General features: G+C 39.9%; 20 protein-coding genes. 12 read left to right on the forward strand and 8 right to left on the reverse strand.

Annotation, left to right across the window (positions count from 1 at the left end):
• Nucleotides 1-717: L-histidine N(alpha)-methyltransferase (locus tag V7K42_RS25350; RefSeq protein ID WP_334920009.1), on the forward strand; the 717-nt coding region annotated here is incomplete at its 5' end.
• Nucleotides 718-1,130: 413 nt separating this feature from the next.
• Here V7K42_RS25350 and V7K42_RS25355 read toward each other — a convergent pair.
• The 3 genes from V7K42_RS25355 to V7K42_RS25365 all read right to left on the reverse strand — a co-directional run bounded on the left by V7K42_RS25355 (nt 1,131) and on the right by V7K42_RS25365 (nt 1,986).
• Entirely contained in the window at nt 1,131-1,340 is a 210-nt protein-coding gene (locus tag V7K42_RS25355) for a type II toxin-antitoxin system HicB family antitoxin (RefSeq protein WP_442938631.1), read from the reverse strand.
• Entirely contained in the window at nt 1,327-1,593 is a 267-nt protein-coding gene (locus tag V7K42_RS25360; RefSeq protein ID WP_334920010.1) for a type II toxin-antitoxin system HicA family toxin, read from the reverse strand. Before V7K42_RS25360 ends, V7K42_RS25355 begins: the two co-directional genes overlap by 14 nt.
• A 237-nt stretch (nt 1,594-1,830) precedes the next feature.
• Nucleotides 1,831-1,986, reverse strand: coding sequence for a hypothetical protein (locus tag V7K42_RS25365; protein ID WP_334920011.1), 156 nt, complete (start codon nt 1,984-1,986; stop codon nt 1,831-1,833).
• 68 nt (nt 1,987-2,054) lie between these two features.
• Here V7K42_RS25365 and V7K42_RS25370 point away from each other — a divergent pair, with 68 nt between their 5' ends.
• The 4 genes from V7K42_RS25370 (at nt 2,055) to patX (ending at nt 6,037) form a co-directional block, all read left to right on the forward strand.
• Entirely contained in the window at nt 2,055-2,825 is a 771-nt protein-coding gene (locus V7K42_RS25370) for a pentapeptide repeat-containing protein (RefSeq protein WP_334920012.1), read from the forward strand.
• A 42-nt stretch (nt 2,826-2,867) separates the two neighbouring features.
• Complete coding sequence (locus V7K42_RS25375; protein ID WP_334920013.1) at nt 2,868-3,485, forward strand: TenA family protein; 618 nt, start codon at nt 2,868-2,870, stop codon at nt 3,483-3,485.
• A gap of 357 nt (nt 3,486-3,842) precedes the next feature.
• The gene (locus tag V7K42_RS25380; RefSeq protein WP_334920014.1) at nt 3,843-5,702 is read left to right on the forward strand and encodes an FAD-dependent oxidoreductase; all 1,860 of its coding nucleotides are present in this window, start codon (nt 3,843-3,845) and stop codon (nt 5,700-5,702) included.
• Nucleotides 5,703-5,809: 107 nt separating this feature from the next.
• Entirely contained in the window at nt 5,810-6,037 is a 228-nt protein-coding gene (patX, locus tag V7K42_RS25385) for a heterocyst-inhibiting protein PatX (protein WP_334920015.1), read from the forward strand.
• Nucleotides 6,038-6,818: 781 nt separating this feature from the next.
• On the opposite strand, the gene V7K42_RS25390 is transcribed toward patX, so the two are convergent.
• A complete protein-coding gene (locus V7K42_RS25390; protein ID WP_334920016.1) occupies nt 6,819-7,877 on the reverse strand; it encodes a class I SAM-dependent methyltransferase in 1,059 nt (352 codons plus the stop codon).
• Between the two features lie 356 nt (nt 7,878-8,233).
• Between V7K42_RS25390 and V7K42_RS25395 the strand changes: the two genes are divergently transcribed.
• On the forward strand, nt 8,234-8,434 hold the full coding sequence (locus V7K42_RS25395) for a hypothetical protein (protein ID WP_334862466.1): 201 nt from the start codon (nt 8,234-8,236) through the stop codon (nt 8,432-8,434).
• Nucleotides 8,435-8,555: 121 nt separating this feature from the next.
• On the opposite strand, the gene glnA is transcribed toward V7K42_RS25395, so the two are convergent.
• Complete coding sequence (glnA, locus tag V7K42_RS25400) at nt 8,556-9,980, reverse strand: type I glutamate--ammonia ligase (protein WP_334920017.1); 1,425 nt, start codon at nt 9,978-9,980, stop codon at nt 8,556-8,558.
• A 357-nt stretch (nt 9,981-10,337) separates the two neighbouring features.
• On the opposite strand from glnA, the gene apcB reads away from it, so the two are divergent.
• The 6 genes from apcB to V7K42_RS25430 all read left to right on the forward strand — a co-directional run bounded on the left by apcB (nt 10,338) and on the right by V7K42_RS25430 (nt 15,257).
• Complete coding sequence (gene apcB, locus V7K42_RS25405; RefSeq protein ID WP_334920018.1) at nt 10,338-10,847, forward strand: allophycocyanin subunit beta; 510 nt, start codon at nt 10,338-10,340, stop codon at nt 10,845-10,847.
• Between the two features lie 235 nt (nt 10,848-11,082).
• Entirely contained in the window at nt 11,083-11,559 is a 477-nt protein-coding gene (locus V7K42_RS25410; RefSeq protein ID WP_334920019.1) for a hypothetical protein, read from the forward strand.
• Complete coding sequence (locus V7K42_RS25415) at nt 11,556-13,730, forward strand: Z1 domain-containing protein (RefSeq protein ID WP_334920020.1); 2,175 nt, start codon at nt 11,556-11,558, stop codon at nt 13,728-13,730. The genes V7K42_RS25410 and V7K42_RS25415 overlap by 4 nt, the downstream gene beginning before the upstream one ends.
• A gap of 12 nt (nt 13,731-13,742) precedes the next feature.
• The gene (locus V7K42_RS25420; RefSeq protein ID WP_334920026.1) at nt 13,743-13,865 is read left to right on the forward strand and encodes an element excision factor XisI family protein; all 123 of its coding nucleotides are present in this window, start codon (nt 13,743-13,745) and stop codon (nt 13,863-13,865) included.
• Nucleotides 13,866-14,003: 138 nt separating this feature from the next.
• A complete protein-coding gene (locus V7K42_RS25425) occupies nt 14,004-14,438 on the forward strand; it encodes a DUF29 family protein (protein ID WP_334920021.1) in 435 nt (144 codons plus the stop codon).
• The gene (locus V7K42_RS25430) at nt 14,439-15,257 is read left to right on the forward strand and encodes a TlyA family RNA methyltransferase (protein ID WP_334920022.1); all 819 of its coding nucleotides are present in this window, start codon (nt 14,439-14,441) and stop codon (nt 15,255-15,257) included.
• Here V7K42_RS25430 and V7K42_RS25435 read toward each other — a convergent pair.
• The 3 genes from V7K42_RS25435 to V7K42_RS25445 all read right to left on the reverse strand — a co-directional run.
• Nucleotides 15,254-15,514: a Calvin cycle protein CP12 gene (locus V7K42_RS25435; RefSeq protein ID WP_094341625.1), complete on the reverse strand. Its 261-nt coding sequence runs from the start codon at nt 15,512-15,514 to the stop codon at nt 15,254-15,256. The two genes, V7K42_RS25430 and V7K42_RS25435, sit on opposite strands and share 4 nt — an antisense overlap.
• Nucleotides 15,515-15,712: 198 nt before the next feature.
• Nucleotides 15,713-17,059, reverse strand: a complete 1,347-nt coding sequence (locus V7K42_RS25440; RefSeq protein WP_334920023.1) for a GTP-binding protein — start codon at nt 17,057-17,059, stop codon at nt 15,713-15,715.
• Between the two features lie 867 nt (nt 17,060-17,926).
• The coding region (locus V7K42_RS25445; protein ID WP_334920024.1) for a dihydroxy-acid dehydratase domain-containing protein at nt 17,927-18,862 on the reverse strand (936 nt) is incomplete at its 5' end.

Below are 18,862 nucleotides of genomic sequence, written 5' to 3' on the forward strand. Positions count from 1 at the left end.
AATTCATATCCTGCAAAAGATTTTATTCAAAAGCTTAATAAATTAAATAAACTTAATAAATATATTGCCTTAGATATTAGTGAAGAATTACTTGATGTATCCAAAAATAATTTAAAAAAATGGTTTCCTCAAGTCGATTTTATAAGTTCTCCAATTGATATAGAAAATAGTTCTATACCCAAAAGTTTATTCCATAATAAAGCCGATATTGAAAATAAAGCAAAAATATTTTTACACTTAGGCGTTACTATTGGAAATCATCAAAATCGAGATCGGGTATTCAAGAACTTTAGAGATAGTATGGAAAAAAATGATTTCCTGGTGTTCACTAATGAAATTGGCTCTAACTCTACATGGGATGGAAACGTCAGAGGTGGCTGCAAGTATCATGTAGAAGAAATATATGGATGGGTTAAAAATAAGATTGGGATTAAGTCTGAAGATTGTGAATTGGTGAGAAAGTATGATTTAAAAACCGATAGTATAGTTGCCAACATGAAATTCCATCATGATTACACTATAAACTTTAGTCTAACGGGGATAGATAAAAATATTGAAATTTCCGAAGGAGAAGAAATTACTATTTGGCGACATCATAAATATGAAATCCCCCAAATTTTGCAAGAACTAGAACGTTCTGGATTAGAACTTATTCAATATAGTACCGATAAATACAAATCACATATTATGGTAATTTGTAAGGTTGCCAGTAACTAACATTTTCAACTACACAATACTCAATTTATTAAATAAGTCGGGTATTTAAGTTTTCACGAATGATTTAGAACTGCTATAGGAATCCGGTTTGATTTCTGACAATATCTGACAATATACGTAGGATGTGTTAGCAACAGCGTAACGCATCAAACCCATGATAATAGTGCGTTACGAACTCCGTTCTAACACACTTTACAATACCTAATTTCGTTCACAAATCTAAGTATGTGTAGGGTCTGTTATTGCGTAGCGTAACGCACCTAAAATTCGGAGTGGTGCGTTATGCCAAAGGCTAACGCACCCTACGTGTATTTCAAAAATCAAATATGAGTCCTATAGATACGATTATGGTAGATAGTGCCAAATATTTCTGATGATGCTAACAACTCAGTTTGACTTGGTTGGTGTATCAATTAAATATACATCAAACGCGGTCTAGGTTGAGGAATTGAACGCCCTAAATCCTTGGCCGTTTCTATCCATTGCTGCATAACTAATTCTACATTGTACAAGGCTTCTTGATAAGTATCACCATCAGCAGCACAACCTGACAATTCTGGTACTTCCGCAATAAAGGCTTGATCTAGTTCACTCCAGTAGAGAATAATTTCATAGCGAAACATTATTTTTACTTCCTAGCTTATATTTGATAATTACTGCACGAATTTGTTTAATCTGATAGCTTTTGGCTTTCCCTCTCTTTTGTTGTAAGTTCAATATTTCCTCAACATCAGCTTTGACAAAAATGCGATGATCGCCACGAATCCGTTCATCAAAGCCTAGTGTATATAAGAGTTGCCACAGTTGGGCGAAAGGGATATCTGTATCAGAAGTCCCAGAGATAATTTTTTCTAAGAGTTTGTCTTGCTGACTCACGTTTTTTTGACTGCTTTAATGTTTCTATAGTCTCATATTTATTTAAAATCAGTGCATACAAGAGCAAATTTCTCTTTTTACCACGGCTTAACTGATTTACTTGATTAAAGAAAATCGTGATTATTTGGATGTTAGAGATGCTTGATTTTAAACGATATTTTGCACAGACTTTAGTGTTGTTACCTCAGTTTTGACTATTGTGGAGATACATCATTTTGCTTGACATTGATAGCTTGGTTATTTCTCTACAATGCGGAAATGCGATCGCCTAGCAGACGCACCAGAAGGTGTAGCCTGGTAAACACGGTGTATTAAACCCAACCTATAAGTACTATACTCAAACTTACAAGTAATATAGGTAACTACAGAGGTCAAATTATTGAGATTGCTCATATCATAATGCTGAGGTATAAATCCGTCTCAGTTAGTGTTGAATATTGAGTAATAAATATTACGCGAATATGAAGAACCAAATTCTCGGTGCAGCCGTATTTTTAACCACCATTAGTTTGACAACAAGCGTACAAGCGGCAAATTCTGAACATGTTAGACAATTATTGGCAACCAAACAATGTCAAAACTGTGATTTGACTAACGCAGGTTTAGTGATGGCTGACTTATCTGGAGCCAATTTGAGCGGTGCTAATCTCACAGGTGCTAACCTCAGTCGTGCAAACTTGAGCGGTGCAGATTTGCGAGGTGCAAACTTGAGTGGCGCTAGTTTATTTGGTGTTAATCTCAGCGAAGCTAAATTTAGTGGGGCAAATTTGGCGGGTACTGATTTGAGAAATACCTATCTAGCAAATGCAGAAATGAAAGGTGCTTACCTAAATGGTGCTAACTTCCAAGGTGCAGTTGGTATCCCATCACAAATTGCTTCACCAGATGAATTTTATGCTTTAGGCATAGCAGAAGGGCAAAAAGGCAACCAACAGCAAGCAATCGATTATTTTAATCAAGCGATCGCTATTAAACCAGAATTTGCAGGCGCTTATTTAGCTCGTGGTGTCGCCCGTTACCAAATACTAGATAGACAAGGTGCATTCCAAGATGCCCAAGTTGCCGAAAAGTTATTTACATCCCAAAACAATACCTCTGGAACACAAACAGCCCAGGCTTTTATTAAAGAACTGAAAACACCCGTAAACGATCAAGTAAGCACTGGTAGTCCCAGTTTCGTTGACTTTTTGGGAAGTCTTGGCTCAGTCTTACTCCAATTCTTCCCTTTTTAAGTGTTTCCTTTTTGAGAGGATAAAATAAATGACAAATGACAAATGACTTTATCTAATGAATTATGGGTAGTAAATCAAGACTTAGCTCAAGCTTGCTTAGAGCATCCTTTCGTTCGAGGCATTGGCGATGGTACTCTTGAGCAGGTGAAATTTGCTTACTACGTAGGGCAAGATGCTTTTTTCTTAGAAGCTTTTGCCCGTGCGTACAGTATCGCCGCAGCTAAAGCACCAGACTGGTTAGGTTTCACCACATTTCATAACTTAGCTAGTGGAGTTTTAGAAGAACTGCGGCTGCATAGTGGCTATGCTTCTCAATGGGGAGTCAATTTGCATTCTGTGGAACCTGGAACCGCCACCCGCCGCTATACTGACTTTTTGTTAGCAACTGCTTGGAGTGGAGATGTGGGTTTAACTGCGGCGGCGATGTCTCCCTGTATGCGTTTGTATGCCTTTTTGGGAGAACAATTAGCTCGTAATGGTATCCCTAATCATCAATATGCAGACTGGATTCGTACTTACAGCAGCGCAGAATTTCAACCACTAACACAACAATTAGAAAATTTGGTTGACAATTATGCCACTACCAATTCTGTTGTGCATTCAACCTATCGTTATGCTATGTTTTGCGAGCGCGACTTTTTTCAGGCTGCGTGGGAGTAACTCAATAATAATCTAGACAAATTCCTGAATATATATCAATGCCGTTCAGGTAAGGTAAAAATTCTTTGTAAAAGCCAGTTTTTTTAACGTAGACGCAAAGCAGCTTGCCGCAGTCTACCGCAGAGGTACAGAGAAAAGAAAAAACGCTTCACTGAACCGTATTGGAATATATACACCTCACCTCTTCAGCCGCGACGATCGTTTTTGTTGAAAATATTTTGAGTATTTTAACTGATTGACAAAAGGTACTTTATTTTAAGTTTTTACCAATGATGTCAGGGAGAGTCAACTTGTCTAATGCCAAGCTATAGGACTCATAATCTGGGGAGAATATCTAAACTCCAGTGAGGTTAAGCAATGGTTAATCAGACGTACACAGCTGATGTCTTAGTTGTCGGTGGTGGAACTGGAGGCACTGCGGCTGCTATCCAAGCGGCGCGACGGGGAGCCAAAACGATTCTGGTAAGTGAATTTTCTTGGTTAGGAGGAATGCTAACTTCGGCTGGAGTCTCTGCACCCGATGGTAACGAATTAGAAGCCTTTCAAACGGGGTTATGGGGTGCGTTTTTACAGGAATTGCGACAACGACAGCCCGGAGGATTAGATAATAGTTGGGTAAGCTTTTTTAGTTACGATCCTCAAATTGGGGCAGAGATTTTTGCAGATTGGGTGCAGGAATTGCCAAATCTGCACTGGATTTCTGGACAAGTGCCAATAGATGTGTTCCGCCAAGGTAATTCTATTACTGGTGTGCGCTTTGCTGATTTTGCTGTCACAGCCAAAATTATTCTCGACGGCACAGAATTAGGAGATTTATTAGCTTTAGCTGAGATACCTTACCGTTGGGGCTGGGAATTGCAATCTGAATGGGGAGAACCCAGCGCCCCAGTGGGTTTTAATTCTTTCACCAAGAGATATCCAGTGCAAGCGCCTACTTATGTAGTAATTATGCAAGACTTTGGTGATGCGATGTCTACGACGGGCGTAGCTGCGGCACCAGAAATTCCAGCGGCCCCTAACTATAATCCTTCAGAGTTTACAGGCGCTTGGGATGCCTATGGAGCAGAGACAGTCTTGCAAACTCTCACGCCGGGAGACCCGGACGCGCGAGGTTTGCGCTTTTTGAATTATGGACGTTTGCCTGATGGGCGATTTATGATTAATTGGCCAATCTGTGGCAATGACTACGGCCAAGGAGTAGGGCGGCTGATAGAGTCAGATGTGTGTAGAGGTGAATTCATTCAAGAATCTCGCTGGCACAGCCAAAATTTTGCCCATTTTATCCAAAATCAGCTTGGTCGCCGCTATGGTTTAGCAGAAAAAGTATTTCCTCACGCCTCTACAGCTTTTGCACTGCATCCTTATTACCGCGAAAGCCGCCGCTTAGTGGGGCTAACTACTGTCCGAGAACAGGATATTTTGCCGATCGCTGAAGGGAGAGTTGCATCTATATTTAATGATGCGTTCGCCCTTGGCGTTTGCGAAGCGATCGCAGTTGGTAACTATGCCAATGACCATCATTATCCTGGTGTTCAATTATCACTGCAACCAAAATCTATCCGTTGGGGCGGACGTTGGACTGGAACTCCCTTTACAATTCCCTACAGTTCCCTAATCCCAGCCACTACAGATGGTTTCTTGGTTTGTGAAAAGAACATTTCTGTCTCCCATATTGCCAATGGCGCTACCAGATTACAACCTGTGGTTATGGGCATTGGTCAAGCAGCAGGAATGGCAGCAGCGATGTGTGTTGAGTTAAACTGCCAGCCAAGGGACTTATCTGTTCGGGCGCTGCAAACAGCTTTATTAGAGGATAATCGCTCAAAAACAGCAATTATTCCTTTATTTAATCTTCCACCCAATCGTTCGGATTGGCTGCACTGGCAACTGTATTACTTAAATAACCCACAAGCCTATCCAGATAGTGGTTATTGCCCTTGCCCATCGGAGAATGAGTACCCTTCTGCTTTTGACAAGACATTAATTAGGGAAAGTAACTGTTTCAAAGGCATTTTCTCCCGTTTGGATCGGCAGGAATACAGATTTGCTGTCACAGCACCAGCCGCGTATCAAGGGCAAAATTGGCAGCTTGTGACTTTGCGATCGCATATTGACGAGCAATTAAGCGCTTATCCTCACAAACAATTAGTTACATTGTGGGGTCGTTACAACCACTTTAGTAATTGGTTACTAGTCGAACATTTAAACGGAGGATAAGAAGAGTTTATTTTCAGTAAAACAGAATACTTTTTGATGAATTGTCCGGATATTAATCAAAAAGCTAAGTATCAGTGAAGTGGAGAGTTCCAAAATAGACATTTGCTATGCGTGCTGCCATTTCACTTTTAGTATCGAGTCTGGTGTTCGGCCCCTTAGCTTCTAACTGCCAAGCAATGGTCAATCACTTATCAACTGGGCTACTTTCCACGCCTGTTTCGGAACAGTGGCTCTCGGCAGCATCTGAACAAAATCCAGATGATGCGCCACGTCATCGCGGTAGTGGGCGTAGGGAAGTAACGCAAAAATTCGGAATTACCTATGTTGTGGGTTAACTACCGTAGGATAATGCCTCTTTTTCCAAAAGAACCAAATTACCAGAAAACACGATGTTGTGTTAACATCTTTCACACAGCTTTTCTGGCAGAGATATATACAGTTGACACACGAAAATCTTCAGCGATCGCTTAGTATTTCAACTGCAAGCTTTGTATATCATAAGTTGGTCTTAATCTTGGCGATCAAAATGCAAATCAAATTAAGTGCCTTGATCGACAGCATTAACCACTCCTCAAAAGCTACATGACTGTTGCATCCTATTCCTGGGAAGCTCTGCATCCCAATCCTCAACGGCTCTACAAATAAATGTTACTTAGGCTATTAGTTAATCTAAAACACATCTAATTAAAACATTTTGCTTGTTGAGGAAATAGTCTTCAGGTAACTTCACTTTATTCCCCAATAGGTTTCTTCTCATATATCGAGTAACTGGTTTCTATATGAGCAACTAATGGATCTTCGCTTTGAAGGGTGTTTAGCGTCCTTTACCGAAGCATAAAGTCCTTTTCGTTTCATTTGAGCTTATCTAGGATATAGATTCGCATAAATAGTATAGGTTTATTGCACTTGGCAAAAAATATTACTATTTATAACCTACTCTTGCAACCTGGTTCGTTCTTCTCGTAAATGGTTTGCGACGAAATAAATATTAAGAAGGATCTGCCAGATCGTTTCACTCATCTTAATTATTCTACACCCAAGGGCAGATGCAAAATTTTGCATCTGCCCTTTTTAGGTAAAGTTTACTTAAAGAAAAAGCAATGAAGAGGTATTAGCTCAAGCTGGCTTATGAGCAATAAAATACTTGCTCATAAAATGGACTTGCATCTCAATATTCTCAAAGCCTACTCTCTGTAACCGTTCTATCAAGTCATCAGTGGTGTAATGCTTGTAATAAGGTTCATGGAAAGTTTCAGGGAAAGAGTCCATCATATATTCCAACTCAGGCGAATCACTCAACTGAATTGAGTCACAGATAATAAAGACTCCGCCTGGTTTTGTTACCCGAAAGCATTGCTCAATGACTGTCTGACGTACAGATGCTGGTAACTCATGGAAGAGAAAAACAGAAGTTACAGCATGAAAATAGTCATCTACATAAGGTAACTCTTCGGCATTCCCTTGCAAAAGTTGGGGCAGTTCTCCCGGAATTTGGGATAATAGTTCATTTGCTTTCCGCAAATAAGCTGGTGATAAATCTGTGCCAAACAGAGATGCTTCAGGCAGGGCTGCGCGAATTAACTTCAAAGTCCGCCCAGTTCCACAAGCTACGTCCAAAATACGGGTTTGCCGTGGTGCAACCGAATCAATTGCTTTCAGCCCTTGCTTGAGAGGAGCAAGAATTCGCCGCCGCATCGCATCAGCTGCCCCACCAAAAAGAATTTCTACTTGTAAGTCATATAAATTGGCTGACAAGTCACTCAAATAGCCATTGCTTTGGTGATGAAAGTTTTGCAAGTAGTAACTGGGATAACCATCTGTGTCAATTTCGGGCGAAAAATCTTGGTAATTCTGTTGTTTAGCCCGTTCCCAGATTTGAGGAAAATCTAGCCACACTAGAGGATAGTAGGAAAAAAAGTCTTGCCAGGCGTTATCAAACAATAAACTTTCCGGGTAGACACCTTTTTGGGCATCTTGCCAGTCTGTCTCCAGCAGCTGGTTCAATCTCTGTTGAAGCTTGACTAAAATCTCATTTGGGATGGGTTTGGTCTTTTGTTCAAGTGTCGGGGACACCAGGTTCCTCAACTGTGAACTTAATATTTTGTGAGCCAGACCAAAGTAATTTTTGCTCTGCTGAAAGGTTTGATAAGTCAGCTTAGTTAAACTCTCAGGCATAAAAATAGCTTAAGTTTTGATTACTTCTATGTAAACTATTGTAACGAAAAAATTATTTTCTGTCGGAAAGATAAAAGCTGCCAGGTGAGATAAGGGACTTCCAAGAAATAAATTATCCAATTTCACCGAATCAAAACGATTTTCTCTCTCCCTGCTCCCTGGCTCTTCGGTCAGATGATTTTAGCCATCAAAGGTTTAGGGAAGATTTTTCGAGATTCAGAAAAAAATACTTCATATTGTCAGCAAAAGGAAACATGAATTTATGTAAAAAGTAGCTTATGTTACAGAATCTTTGCTATATTAGTTTATAGATCAACCAAAAATTATATATTCACAAAATAGAGAGGACTATGGTTATGTCTATCGCAGATAAATCTCGTGCGTTAATGGTGCGCGAACATCAGCAAGTCAAGAATCGCCAACAATCAATACTGATGCGGGCTGCACAAGAACTTGGTCTTCCTGAAGAAGCAGCGCACTACTGGAACCCAATTCAAGGGAAGGTAGATGCTAGCACTCGGATGATTTATGGCCCCAGCCACGCTTCCATGAGCTAAGTTTCAAGAGTTTTAAGCTGGATTTTTTGAGTGAATATCTCAACTGACAACTCTGGAAAAAAAGCCACCCTTTACTCTAGGGTGGCGAAACTTATTAATTTTAGTTAGATACGATCCTTAATTAAGCATCGTAGTAGAGGTAAAATTCATAGGGATGAGGACGTAGTTGCAACTGCTTGACTTCATTACCTAGCTTGTAGTCAATCCAATTTTCGATAAAGTCTTCCGTGAAAACGCCTGATTCGGTCAAGAAGGCGTGATCTTTTTCCAGTGCTTGCAATGCCAATTCTAATGAACCTGGAGTTGAAGGAACCTTTGCCAGTTCTTCTGGAGATAGTTCATAGATATTCTTATCCAAGGGTTCACCAGGATGGATTTTGTTCTTGATGCCATCAATACCAGCACAAAGCATTGCAGCAAATGCCAAGTAGGGGTTAGATGTAGCATCTGGACAACGGAATTCTAAACGCTTGGCTTTAGGGTTAGTGCCAGATAAAGGAATACGGATAGAAGCAGAACGGTTTCCTTGGGAGTAAGCCAAGTTGACTGGTGCTTCATAACCGGGTACTAAGCGCTTGTATGAGTTGGTGCTAGGGTTGGTAATTGCTAACAGCGCTGGGGCGTGTTTGAGAAGACCACCAATGTAATACAACGCCATTTCGCTCAAACCAGCATACTTATCACCTGCGAACAGAGGTTGGCTACCTTTCCAGATGGACTGGTGACAGTGCATTCCTGAACCGTTATCGCCAAAAATTGGTTTTGGCATGAAGGTAACGGTTTTGCCATATTTTTTAGCAACGTTCTTGATGACATATTTGTAAATCATCAACCAGTCAGCCGCTTCGATCAACTTCCCAAATTTGAAACCCAGTTCGCACTGACCACCGGTAGCAACTTCATGGTGATGTTTTTCAATGGGCACACCTAATTCTGCCATTGTCAACAACATTTCTGTGCGGATATCTTGGAAAGAATCCGTTGGTGCAACTGGGAAGTAACCTTCTTTGAAGCGTGGTTTGTAGCCCAAGTTGGGTTTTTCATCGGTACCGGCTTTCCCAGAATTCCAAGCACCTTCTTCTGAGTCTAAGAAGTAGTAACCTTCGTTTGCAGTTTGGGCAAACCTAGCACTGTCAAAGATGAAGAACTCAGCTTCCGGGCCAAAGAAGACTGTATCACCAAGACCAGTGGAAACTAGGTAATCTACTGCTTTTTGGGCAATAACGCGTGGGCAACGGTTGTACCATTCGCCTGTGCGGGGTTCCTTAATACTACAAATTATACTTAGCGTTGGCTCTTTCATGAATGGATCGATCCAAGCAGTGTTGGGGTCGAGTACCATCGTCATGTCCGATTCGTTGATTGCTTTCCAACCCCTGATGCTAGAACCGTCAAACGGTACGCCATCAGTGAATGCAGTTTCATCGATTTGGTCTTGGAACAGTGTGAGGTGCTGCCAAGTTCCTACTGTATCGATGAATTTGAGATCAATCAGTTGAATTTTTTCATCTTGAATTCTCTTCAAGAGTTCTTTTGGTGTAGTCATTGTTACTCCTTCTCTACCAATTTCCTAAAGTAAACCAGAATCTTACATTGCATCCTAACCCTGCTGATCTCAATCAGACCGTGACACACCAGAAATATCTTAAATAGTAGACATTAGCGTATTTTGTAGCTTCTGTTACAGATATCTGGATTATCAGGTTATATTAACCTTTCAGCGTTCATCTGTACAAAACTGGAAAGTTCATCATATAGGGGTCAACTTTGACATAAAATCCTTAAATAGTGGATAGATTGTTTTTGTGCTGAATCTATTTTAAATAGCACAAAAATTTACTGGTGCATAAGTGCAGCCAAATAAATATCAAACCATAAATAGCAAGGATTGGGAGAAAAAAGAATGCGCGATGCGGTAACAAGTTTAATTAAGAATTATGATTTAGCTGGTCGGTATTTTGACCGGAATGCGATCGATAGCCTGAAGTCTTACTTTGACAGTGGTACAGTCCGAGTCCAAGCGGCGGCGGCAATCAATACTAATGCGGCTGCACTTGTCAAGCAGGCTGGTTTAAAGTTATATGAAGAACTACCAGAATTGATCCGTCCCGGTGGAAATTCCTATACAACTCGTCGTTATGCAGCTTGTCTGCGCGATTTAGATTACTACTTGCGCTACGCCACCTATGCGCTGGTTGCTGGGAATACAAATGTATTGGATGAGCGTGTGCTGCAAGGACTGCGGGAAACTTACAATTCTTTAGGAGTGCCTATTGGACCTACGGTTCGCGGTATCCAGATTCTCAAGGATCTGATTAAAGAGCAAGTAGTAGCAGCAGGTGTGGTTAATACTGCTTTTGTAGATGAACCATTCGATCACATCACACGCGAGTTGAGCGAGATCGATATTTAGCATCTAGCTCTGGTGGCAAAAAATCGCGGAATGATACAAACAAAGTTCGCATAAGTCGAATCACAACTATCGCACTTTGGCTTGATTGGCAAGGTGCGTTTACTTTTTTTAATGCAAGAAACTATTTGTCGTCTGACAAATTAATTGTATTACAACGAAAGTAAGTACTGGAAAAATTTTATACGCACTCTTATGATGTTTATTATTGGTATAAATAATTTTTGGCAATAGTTCTATGAGTATTAATGATCTAGAATTTCTGCATGGTGCAGCTTTTCTTCGACTCCTCAAAGGAACATCTTATATCTCTATCAGTTATTTATCTTATATTCATTCATCTCTTTATACTATAAAAAGCTCAGATCAAGAATCAGCTATTCTATTTAAAATATCAAAAAAACCTACTTCTTCATGGTCATTTAGCTTCAGTTCACAAGAAGAAAATGCACTGACAACATTTCGTGACACTTATCCTGATGTCAAGCTTTTTATAGCATTGATTTGTCATCGGGATGGCGTTTGTTGTCTATCAGAAAAACAACTATGGACAATTATTGATCCTAGTGAAGGTTTAGCCAAGCAGCGTGTTTCTGTAAAAAGAGAACCAAGAGGAAGTTATTATGTTAAAGGTACGGGGAGAGTTCCCTTAGAACAGACAGTACCTCAAAATAATTGGCCTGACGTAATTTTATCAACATCAAATAACCTATGATACCCACTCAGATTAAAACTAATGGCGACTGTATTGATAGATTAATTAAGAAATTAGAGAAAACAATCAAAAAAGAAGAAGCGAATAAACTTAAAGAAACCGCTATTGAAATTGTCCAAAATTGTGTCAGAGTTTATTCAGAGAATTTTGGTAATGGTGATGTAGGGGAAAATAGTACAGGCTTAGTGAGCCAACTTTATCAGGGAAAAGACCCTATTCCTAATGGTACAACCGGACTTATTTATGGTCGAGTTCAAAGTGGTAAGACTAACACAACCATTGCAACTTTAGCACTGGCTCATGAAAATAATTTTCGCTGTTTTATTATTTTAACATCTGATAATACATGGTTAGGAAAACAAACAGCTAATCGTTTTAATAATCAAGTTCAAGCAGGCCCTGTTTTCTTTGATTGGGAAGCATGGAAAAAAGACCCTGATGGTTTTGCAGAAACTAAAATTGCACCCTATATAAAAGATACAGGCGTTGTATTAGTTTCTACAAAAAACGGTCATCACTTAGATAATTTATTGAAGGTTTTAAGAGCAGCAAAAATTAAATGTGTTCCTACTTTGATTTTTGATGATGAAGCGGATAACGCTAGTTTAAATACGAATGAATCTAAACAAGCTAAAAAAGGAAAAGATGCAATTGATGATAGTAGAATTTTTGAGACGATAGGTAAAATTCGTCAAGAGGTTGCTAATCATATTTATATTCAAATTACAGCAACTCCTCAAAGTTTATTATTACAAAAGCTCTTTCAGCCTTGTAAGCCACAATTTTGTGCCGCATTACCAGAGCCGGGAGATAATTATATGGGAGGTGAATTATTTTTTGCGGAGAAAAGTAACTACTCTTGTATTGTAGATGCTGGAGAAATTAACGAACTTAAGAAACAAAAAGGTACAATAAATCCGGGAAATAAATGGATAATTCCCGAAGGATTACGACTTGCACTTTGTTGCTTCTTTTTAGGTTCAATCTACAAAATGTTATCTTCTGGAAAAGAAGATGATAAATATTCTTTTCTTGCTCATGTTTGTTATAAGCAAGATATTCATAGTGTTTTAGAAAAAGTGATTAGTCAATTTGTAATTAATTTAGATCAAGCAATTAGAGAAAAGAGTTCAGATACGGAGAATAAACAAGCTATAAAATGGTTAGACCAAGCTTACAATGAGCTAAACAAAACTGCTGATAATTTACCTCCAATTCTTGAACTTATAGATGAGTTAAAGATTCAACTAAGACGTGCAATTCCTAAAATAATTAATGCAAATAACCCTGAGAAAGAGCCTAACTACAATCCTGGCATGAACATATTAATTGGGGGTAATAGATTAGGAAGAGGTGTAACGATTGATGGTTTAATGGTAACTTATTATGGGCGAGATGCAAAACAAAAAGTAATGGATACAGTTCATCAACACGCTCGAATGTATGGTTATCGTCCACAATTAAAAGATGTAACTCGCCTCTTTTTATCAAAACATATATTAGACGCTTTTCGTTCTATTCACGAAGCAGATGAAGGTATGCGGCAAGCAATTGGAGATGATATTCATAATATCAAACTACAACCTGTTTGGATAGGAGGAAATTTTAAACCAACTCGCTCTAATGTTTTAGATCCTTCAGTAATTGATGTATTAGTACCAGGTTCATTAATTTTCCCTCAAAGCCCAGCCTATAAAAAAGGTGAAATCGAGAATAATTTCTTTGAAATTGAGAACATTTTAAAAAATTACCAAGACAATAATCAATATTATGAAGTTGATATAGAATTTATCATTAAAATACTCAATCATACGAAAAGCCATTATGTCCTATCGGAAAAATGGGAAGATAAACGTATTATCAAAGGATTAACAGATATAAAATCAAAGGGCATGACAAAGGGTCGTTTAAATGTTCGTAGAGGTGAAAGAAATAATAATCAAGGATTAGATATGACGAGAAAAGACCCTTTTGAGTGGATGTTTGGCTTCGGCTCAGGTAGGTGGTCATTAGAGGCTAAAGAAAAATATCCCGATGTGCCAACGTTAATTATTTGCTATCAAAAAGGTGAAAAAAGTAAGAAATGGGATGGCCATCCTATATATCTACCTATGTTAGTTTTACCTAAACAAAAATTTGTTTTAATGTTTAATTATAATGAGGATGAATAGGTGATATTTTGAATTAGCGATCGCACCTATCCAGTAGCAGAGGTATTATTAGAAGCAGGTATCTTGCGCGAAGATATTGTTTTGGGTTTCCATCCTGCTGAACTACGGCAATACACGGGTTTTGCTGTATCTTAACTATCTAAATATTGTGTATTTGCAAAGAATAATATATTAAGTAGCGATCGCTCCTAGATGAAACGCATTAGCCTATCTTATCTAGACTAGAACCCCTATAAGCCACAATAGAAGTTGCCGATGTTTGAGGCGCTGATTATGGAAGAATTATTAACTCTGAAAGACCTGCTTGTTAAAGGCGATGTTCAAGGAGCATTGATTATAGTTGAAGAATTAACAGAGATGAGCCGAAATGATATCATCAAGACGATTCGTAGCTATGCAGTGATTTTGCTGTTGCATCTGATTAAACAACAAGCTGAAAATCGCACGACTCGCTCTTGGGAAGTCTCTATTCGGAATTCGGTTCGGGAAATTCAGAGGGAAAACAAGCGGCGTAAAGCTGGAGGCTATTATCTTGCACCAGAAGAATTATTAGAAATCTTAGCAGAAGCCTATTTAAATGCCATTGATGAGGCTTCTCTAGAAGTAGAAGAAGGTCGTTATGAAGCCCAAGAATTAGAAAAGCTGGTTAACCAAGAAGAAATTATCAATCGTGCTTTGGCTTTAATCTTACCAGGAGAGTCTAGTTAATTGGCTAAACAGAGACTCGACACACTATTAGTAGAGCGAAATTTATGTTCTTCTCGCGCCTTGGCACAGAGGTTAATTCAGGCGGGGGAAGTTACTGTTAATCAGCAGTTAGTTGATAAGCCTGGTACAGAAGTTGATATTGCAGCTCAAATAAAAATTAAAGAGCGATCGCTCTTTGTTTCTAGAGGCGGTGAAAAACTCTCTAAAGCTTTATCAGTATTTGCCATTCCAGTAGTAAAGCGCATTTGTTTAGATGGTGGAATTTCTACTGGTGGTTTTACTGATTGTCTCTTGCAAGCTGGAGCAAAACAAGTTTACGGCATTGATGTCGGTTACGGACAAGTTGACTGGCGGTTGCGAAATGATTCGCGGGTGATTTTGCGGGAACGCACCAATTTACGGCAACTACGACCAGATGAGTTATATGGCGAAAATGACCCGATTCCTGATTTGGCGGTAGTTGATGTATCGTTTATTTCTTTAACTAAAATTCTGCCTGCTTTGTGGCAACTAACTCAAGCTAACCGAGAAGCTGTGTTGTTAGTCAAGCCACAGTTTGAAGTTGGCAGATCCCGTGTGGGTAAAAAAGGCGTTGTGCGAGATCCAAACGACCAAGCTGATGCCATTTTCCAGGTGTTGCAAACAGCCCATGAATTAGGATGGAAATACAAAGGCTTAACTTGGTCGCCTCTCACTGGCCCTGCTGGGAATATCGAATATCTGCTGTGGTTGGGAATAGACAGTGAAATACCACCACTTGATTTAGAAGCAATTAAGCAGATAACACAATCAGCAATAACTGATTTACGGAAAAGTTAAACGTCGTAGATTAGACATTCTACAGAAGCTGGATGGCGATCGCAGTAGTTTTCCAAAGAGGTTTTCTTTAATTTTGCTTGCTGTTGATCGGCTTTCTCTGCTTGCAATTCTTCCACAATGTCCCAGGCTACGGCACAACCCGCAGAATTACTACCATCTAGCTCACAAGTTGTCCGCGCTTCAGTAATGGCTTCAGTAATCGCTTCTTCAAGATTTGCCGCCCCAGCAGTTTCAAATGAGTTTAAGGTAGTTGTCATGATCCTTTCACCTTTAATTTATACAGATAGATATTAGGGGATAGGCAATAGTTTTATTTCTTATAGCCTGTTCCCTGCAATCTGTTCCCTTAATCTTGCATCCCAAATTCAGAATGTCAGTCAATTGTCAGAAGAGCTTGATAGAAGTTCATAAACACTTGTAAACGGTAACAAATACTTAATAAAACTTATTTATTATCAATATTTTATGCCTAGCTCTTGTCGCAAGCGATACAGAATTGTATTTTGATCGACTTGAGATAAAATTTCTTGAATGACGCTGCTAGCGCCCAACTGTCCCCAAGTGCAACCTTTTTCGAGATAGACTTGGGCGGCTTTGCCAACGGAGTATGCACCATAACCGGCGATACCAGCTTGAGCGATCGCACTGCCAGCAAAAGCAGTAATATTGCTGGGATTATCACCACTGGTTATTGCAGCCGTAGTTTTACCTAAACCTAAAAGAAAACTACTACCTAATTCCCCCAGTAGTAAGCCACCAGAACTAAATAAAATCGTTTTTAAAATTTTTCCGGCTTCATAGCTAGTCATCGGCAAACCATATAATCTAGCGAGGGCGCGAATTAAAGCTAAATCGGCAACAGTTCCGCCAAGGATATCTAAGAAAGCGATGGGATTGAGCATTACTGCCAAAGCTTTGTATTTGGTAAATTGCCAAATGATATTTTCAGCTTCTTTTTCGCGTAATTCGATGGTTTTTTGAGCGATCGCCGCTTCTGCATCCCGTGCTTGGATGAGTGCATTTAAAGCCAGAAGCGATCGCCCTTCCCGATTCAGAATATTCAGAATTGTCTCTTTGAGTTCGTCTACTTGGGGTGGTGGTGTCTCCCATTCATAACTGACACGCCCATCAGGCCACTCAACCCGCACCTCCATAGGTGCGGGTTCCGCCGCCACCATCACAATTTCATCAGGTAGTAGAGGTTTCGCTTCGGGATGTCCAGCACCCAATTGTTGTAAATTTTGGTAAATCGCTCCCCGGTCTGTATCTGGATAAAGGTCTATTTTGTTAAATACTAAAATCAGGGGTTTTTGCGATCGCCTCAATTCCAGCAGTGCTTGATACTCAGTGCGCGTGATATCACCAGATACGACAAACAAAATTAAATCCGCCTGATGCACGACTTCTCGCGCCATAAACGCCCGTGACTCGCCCTCAATTTCATCTAATCCGGGGGTATCAATTAACTCTACTAGTACCTTACCACCTGGCTGCCAACGCACTGAACGGGGCCATTGAGTGACACCATTTAAGGGCCCAGTTTGCAGAATTTTGTCTCCCAGCAAAGCATTTAAAACTGCTGACTTTCCACGACTCACCAAACCAAAAACAGCAATTCTGATAACATTAGAGTCCAGCTTGTTGAGTGTGGAATTCAAAGCTTCCAATTCTGGTTTAATCAAACCTGCCAATTCTGGGTTAGATGACAACTGTCCTGATTTGCGAAGATATCCATACCAAGACAGCGCTTGTCTGAGACTGGCGCGGGCACGATTTAAATGAGTTTCTTGCAGATTACGCACGAAGTTAGGTTGATTCAAGGTTGGACAAACAACAGGCTACATATCTATTTTGATCTAATTCCAAGGTTGTTAGCCTGTTTTGTAAAATTAGGCAATTGTGCGATATCTATTTAGAACATGGGATTGTGTTTATTATCCCAGCATTTGCGATCGCGCCAGTTTCTCCCAGTATGTTCGCATTCAGATGCATTATCTATCCAAGGGATCGATGTAGAGTAGTACGAGGTTCCAGTAGAAGCGAAGAAGCTAGCAGTGAATAAGGGCAATAATAAGGATAAAGTTATCAGTGTAAAAATGGGGAGAGTGATTAAGTATCCAGTGAGTAGCAGAATATTAGTATTAGTCCAAAAAACTGTGCCTAGTTTATTATTTTTTTTGCTAGTTTTTAAACTAGTTGTTGAATTTGAGAAAAGCATAATGCAACCCTATGAATGCCAGTTTATATAGCAATTCCATTTGATTTTTCAAAGCCAAGCTGACTGAAAACTAGCCCCATCTGGTTTTGGTTATCAGCATATTTAGCAAAAATCAAATAGAGTTTTATACAATTACTGATTTTTACGTAAGAACATTATTGAAGCTATGTACTCCAGTGTCAAAGGTGCAAGTGATGACTTCTTAAAAGTTTTAATTTTTGGGCGCTAAAAAATGTTTTTCGTGAAAATATGTTGAAGTTGTGGCAATCGCCCTTACGTAAATTCTGGCAAATTTAGGGATCGTTTTCTCTCAGAATTGGATGGGGTAAAATGGAGGATAACAGTACTCAAATCAGTAGCATTGCTGATGGATTTAAACAACTATCTGCACATTGAATGAATTGGAAAGCCTACACCGTACCATCAGGTCAGTGTAGGTAATTCATATCATTTAAAACAAATCTAAATCTGTCACAGCACCAATACTGCTAGAAGATACCAATTTGGCATATTTAGCCAAAACACCTTTGGTATAACGGGGGACGGGGGGTTGCCAATTGGCACGGCGACGGGCTAATTCTTCTTCGGATATATTCAACTGCAATAAACGAGCCGGTGCGTCAATCGTAATACTATCGCCTTCTTCTACAAGAGCGATCGCACCACCAACTGCTGCTTCTGGGGCAACATGACCAACTACCATGCCATAAGTACCACCAGAAAAGCGCCCGTCGGTAATTAATGCCACCGCATCACCCAAACCAGCACCGATAATTGCTGAGGTGGGAGCCAACATTTCCCGCATTCCAGGGCCACCCTTGGGCCCTTCGTAGCGGATAACCAAAATATCACCAGCTTGAATTTTACCTGCCAAAATTGCATCTAAAGAGGCTTCTTCCGACTCAAACACCCGTGCGGGGCCGGTAATTACTGGTTTCTTCACCCCGGTAATTTTAGCCACAGCCCCTTCTGTTGCCAGATTACCTCTGAGAATGGCTAAATGTCCTTGAGCATACATCGGATTATCCCAAGTCCGAATCACATCTTGATTGGCAGATGGTTCTTCGGGGATGTCTGCTAATATCTCTGCAATGGTTTGACCGCTAATGGTCAGACTATCACCATGCAATAAGCCATGTACAAGTAACATCTTCATGACTTGGGGAATGCCACCAGCTTTGTGCAAATCTGTAGCGACATATTTCCCACTTGGTTTTAAATCGCACAAAACGGGAACACGAGCGCGGATTGTTTCAAAGTCATCCAGGATTAACTCTACATTAGCAGCACGAGCGATCGCTAAAAAATGCAACACTGCATTGGTGGAACCACCCACCGCCATAATTACAGAAATAGCATTCTCTATAGATTTGCGGGTGATAATTTG

The sequence above is a fragment of the Nostoc sp. genome (assembly GCF_036917455.1).
GTDB lineage: Bacteria > Cyanobacteriota > Cyanobacteriia > Cyanobacteriales > Nostocaceae > Nostoc.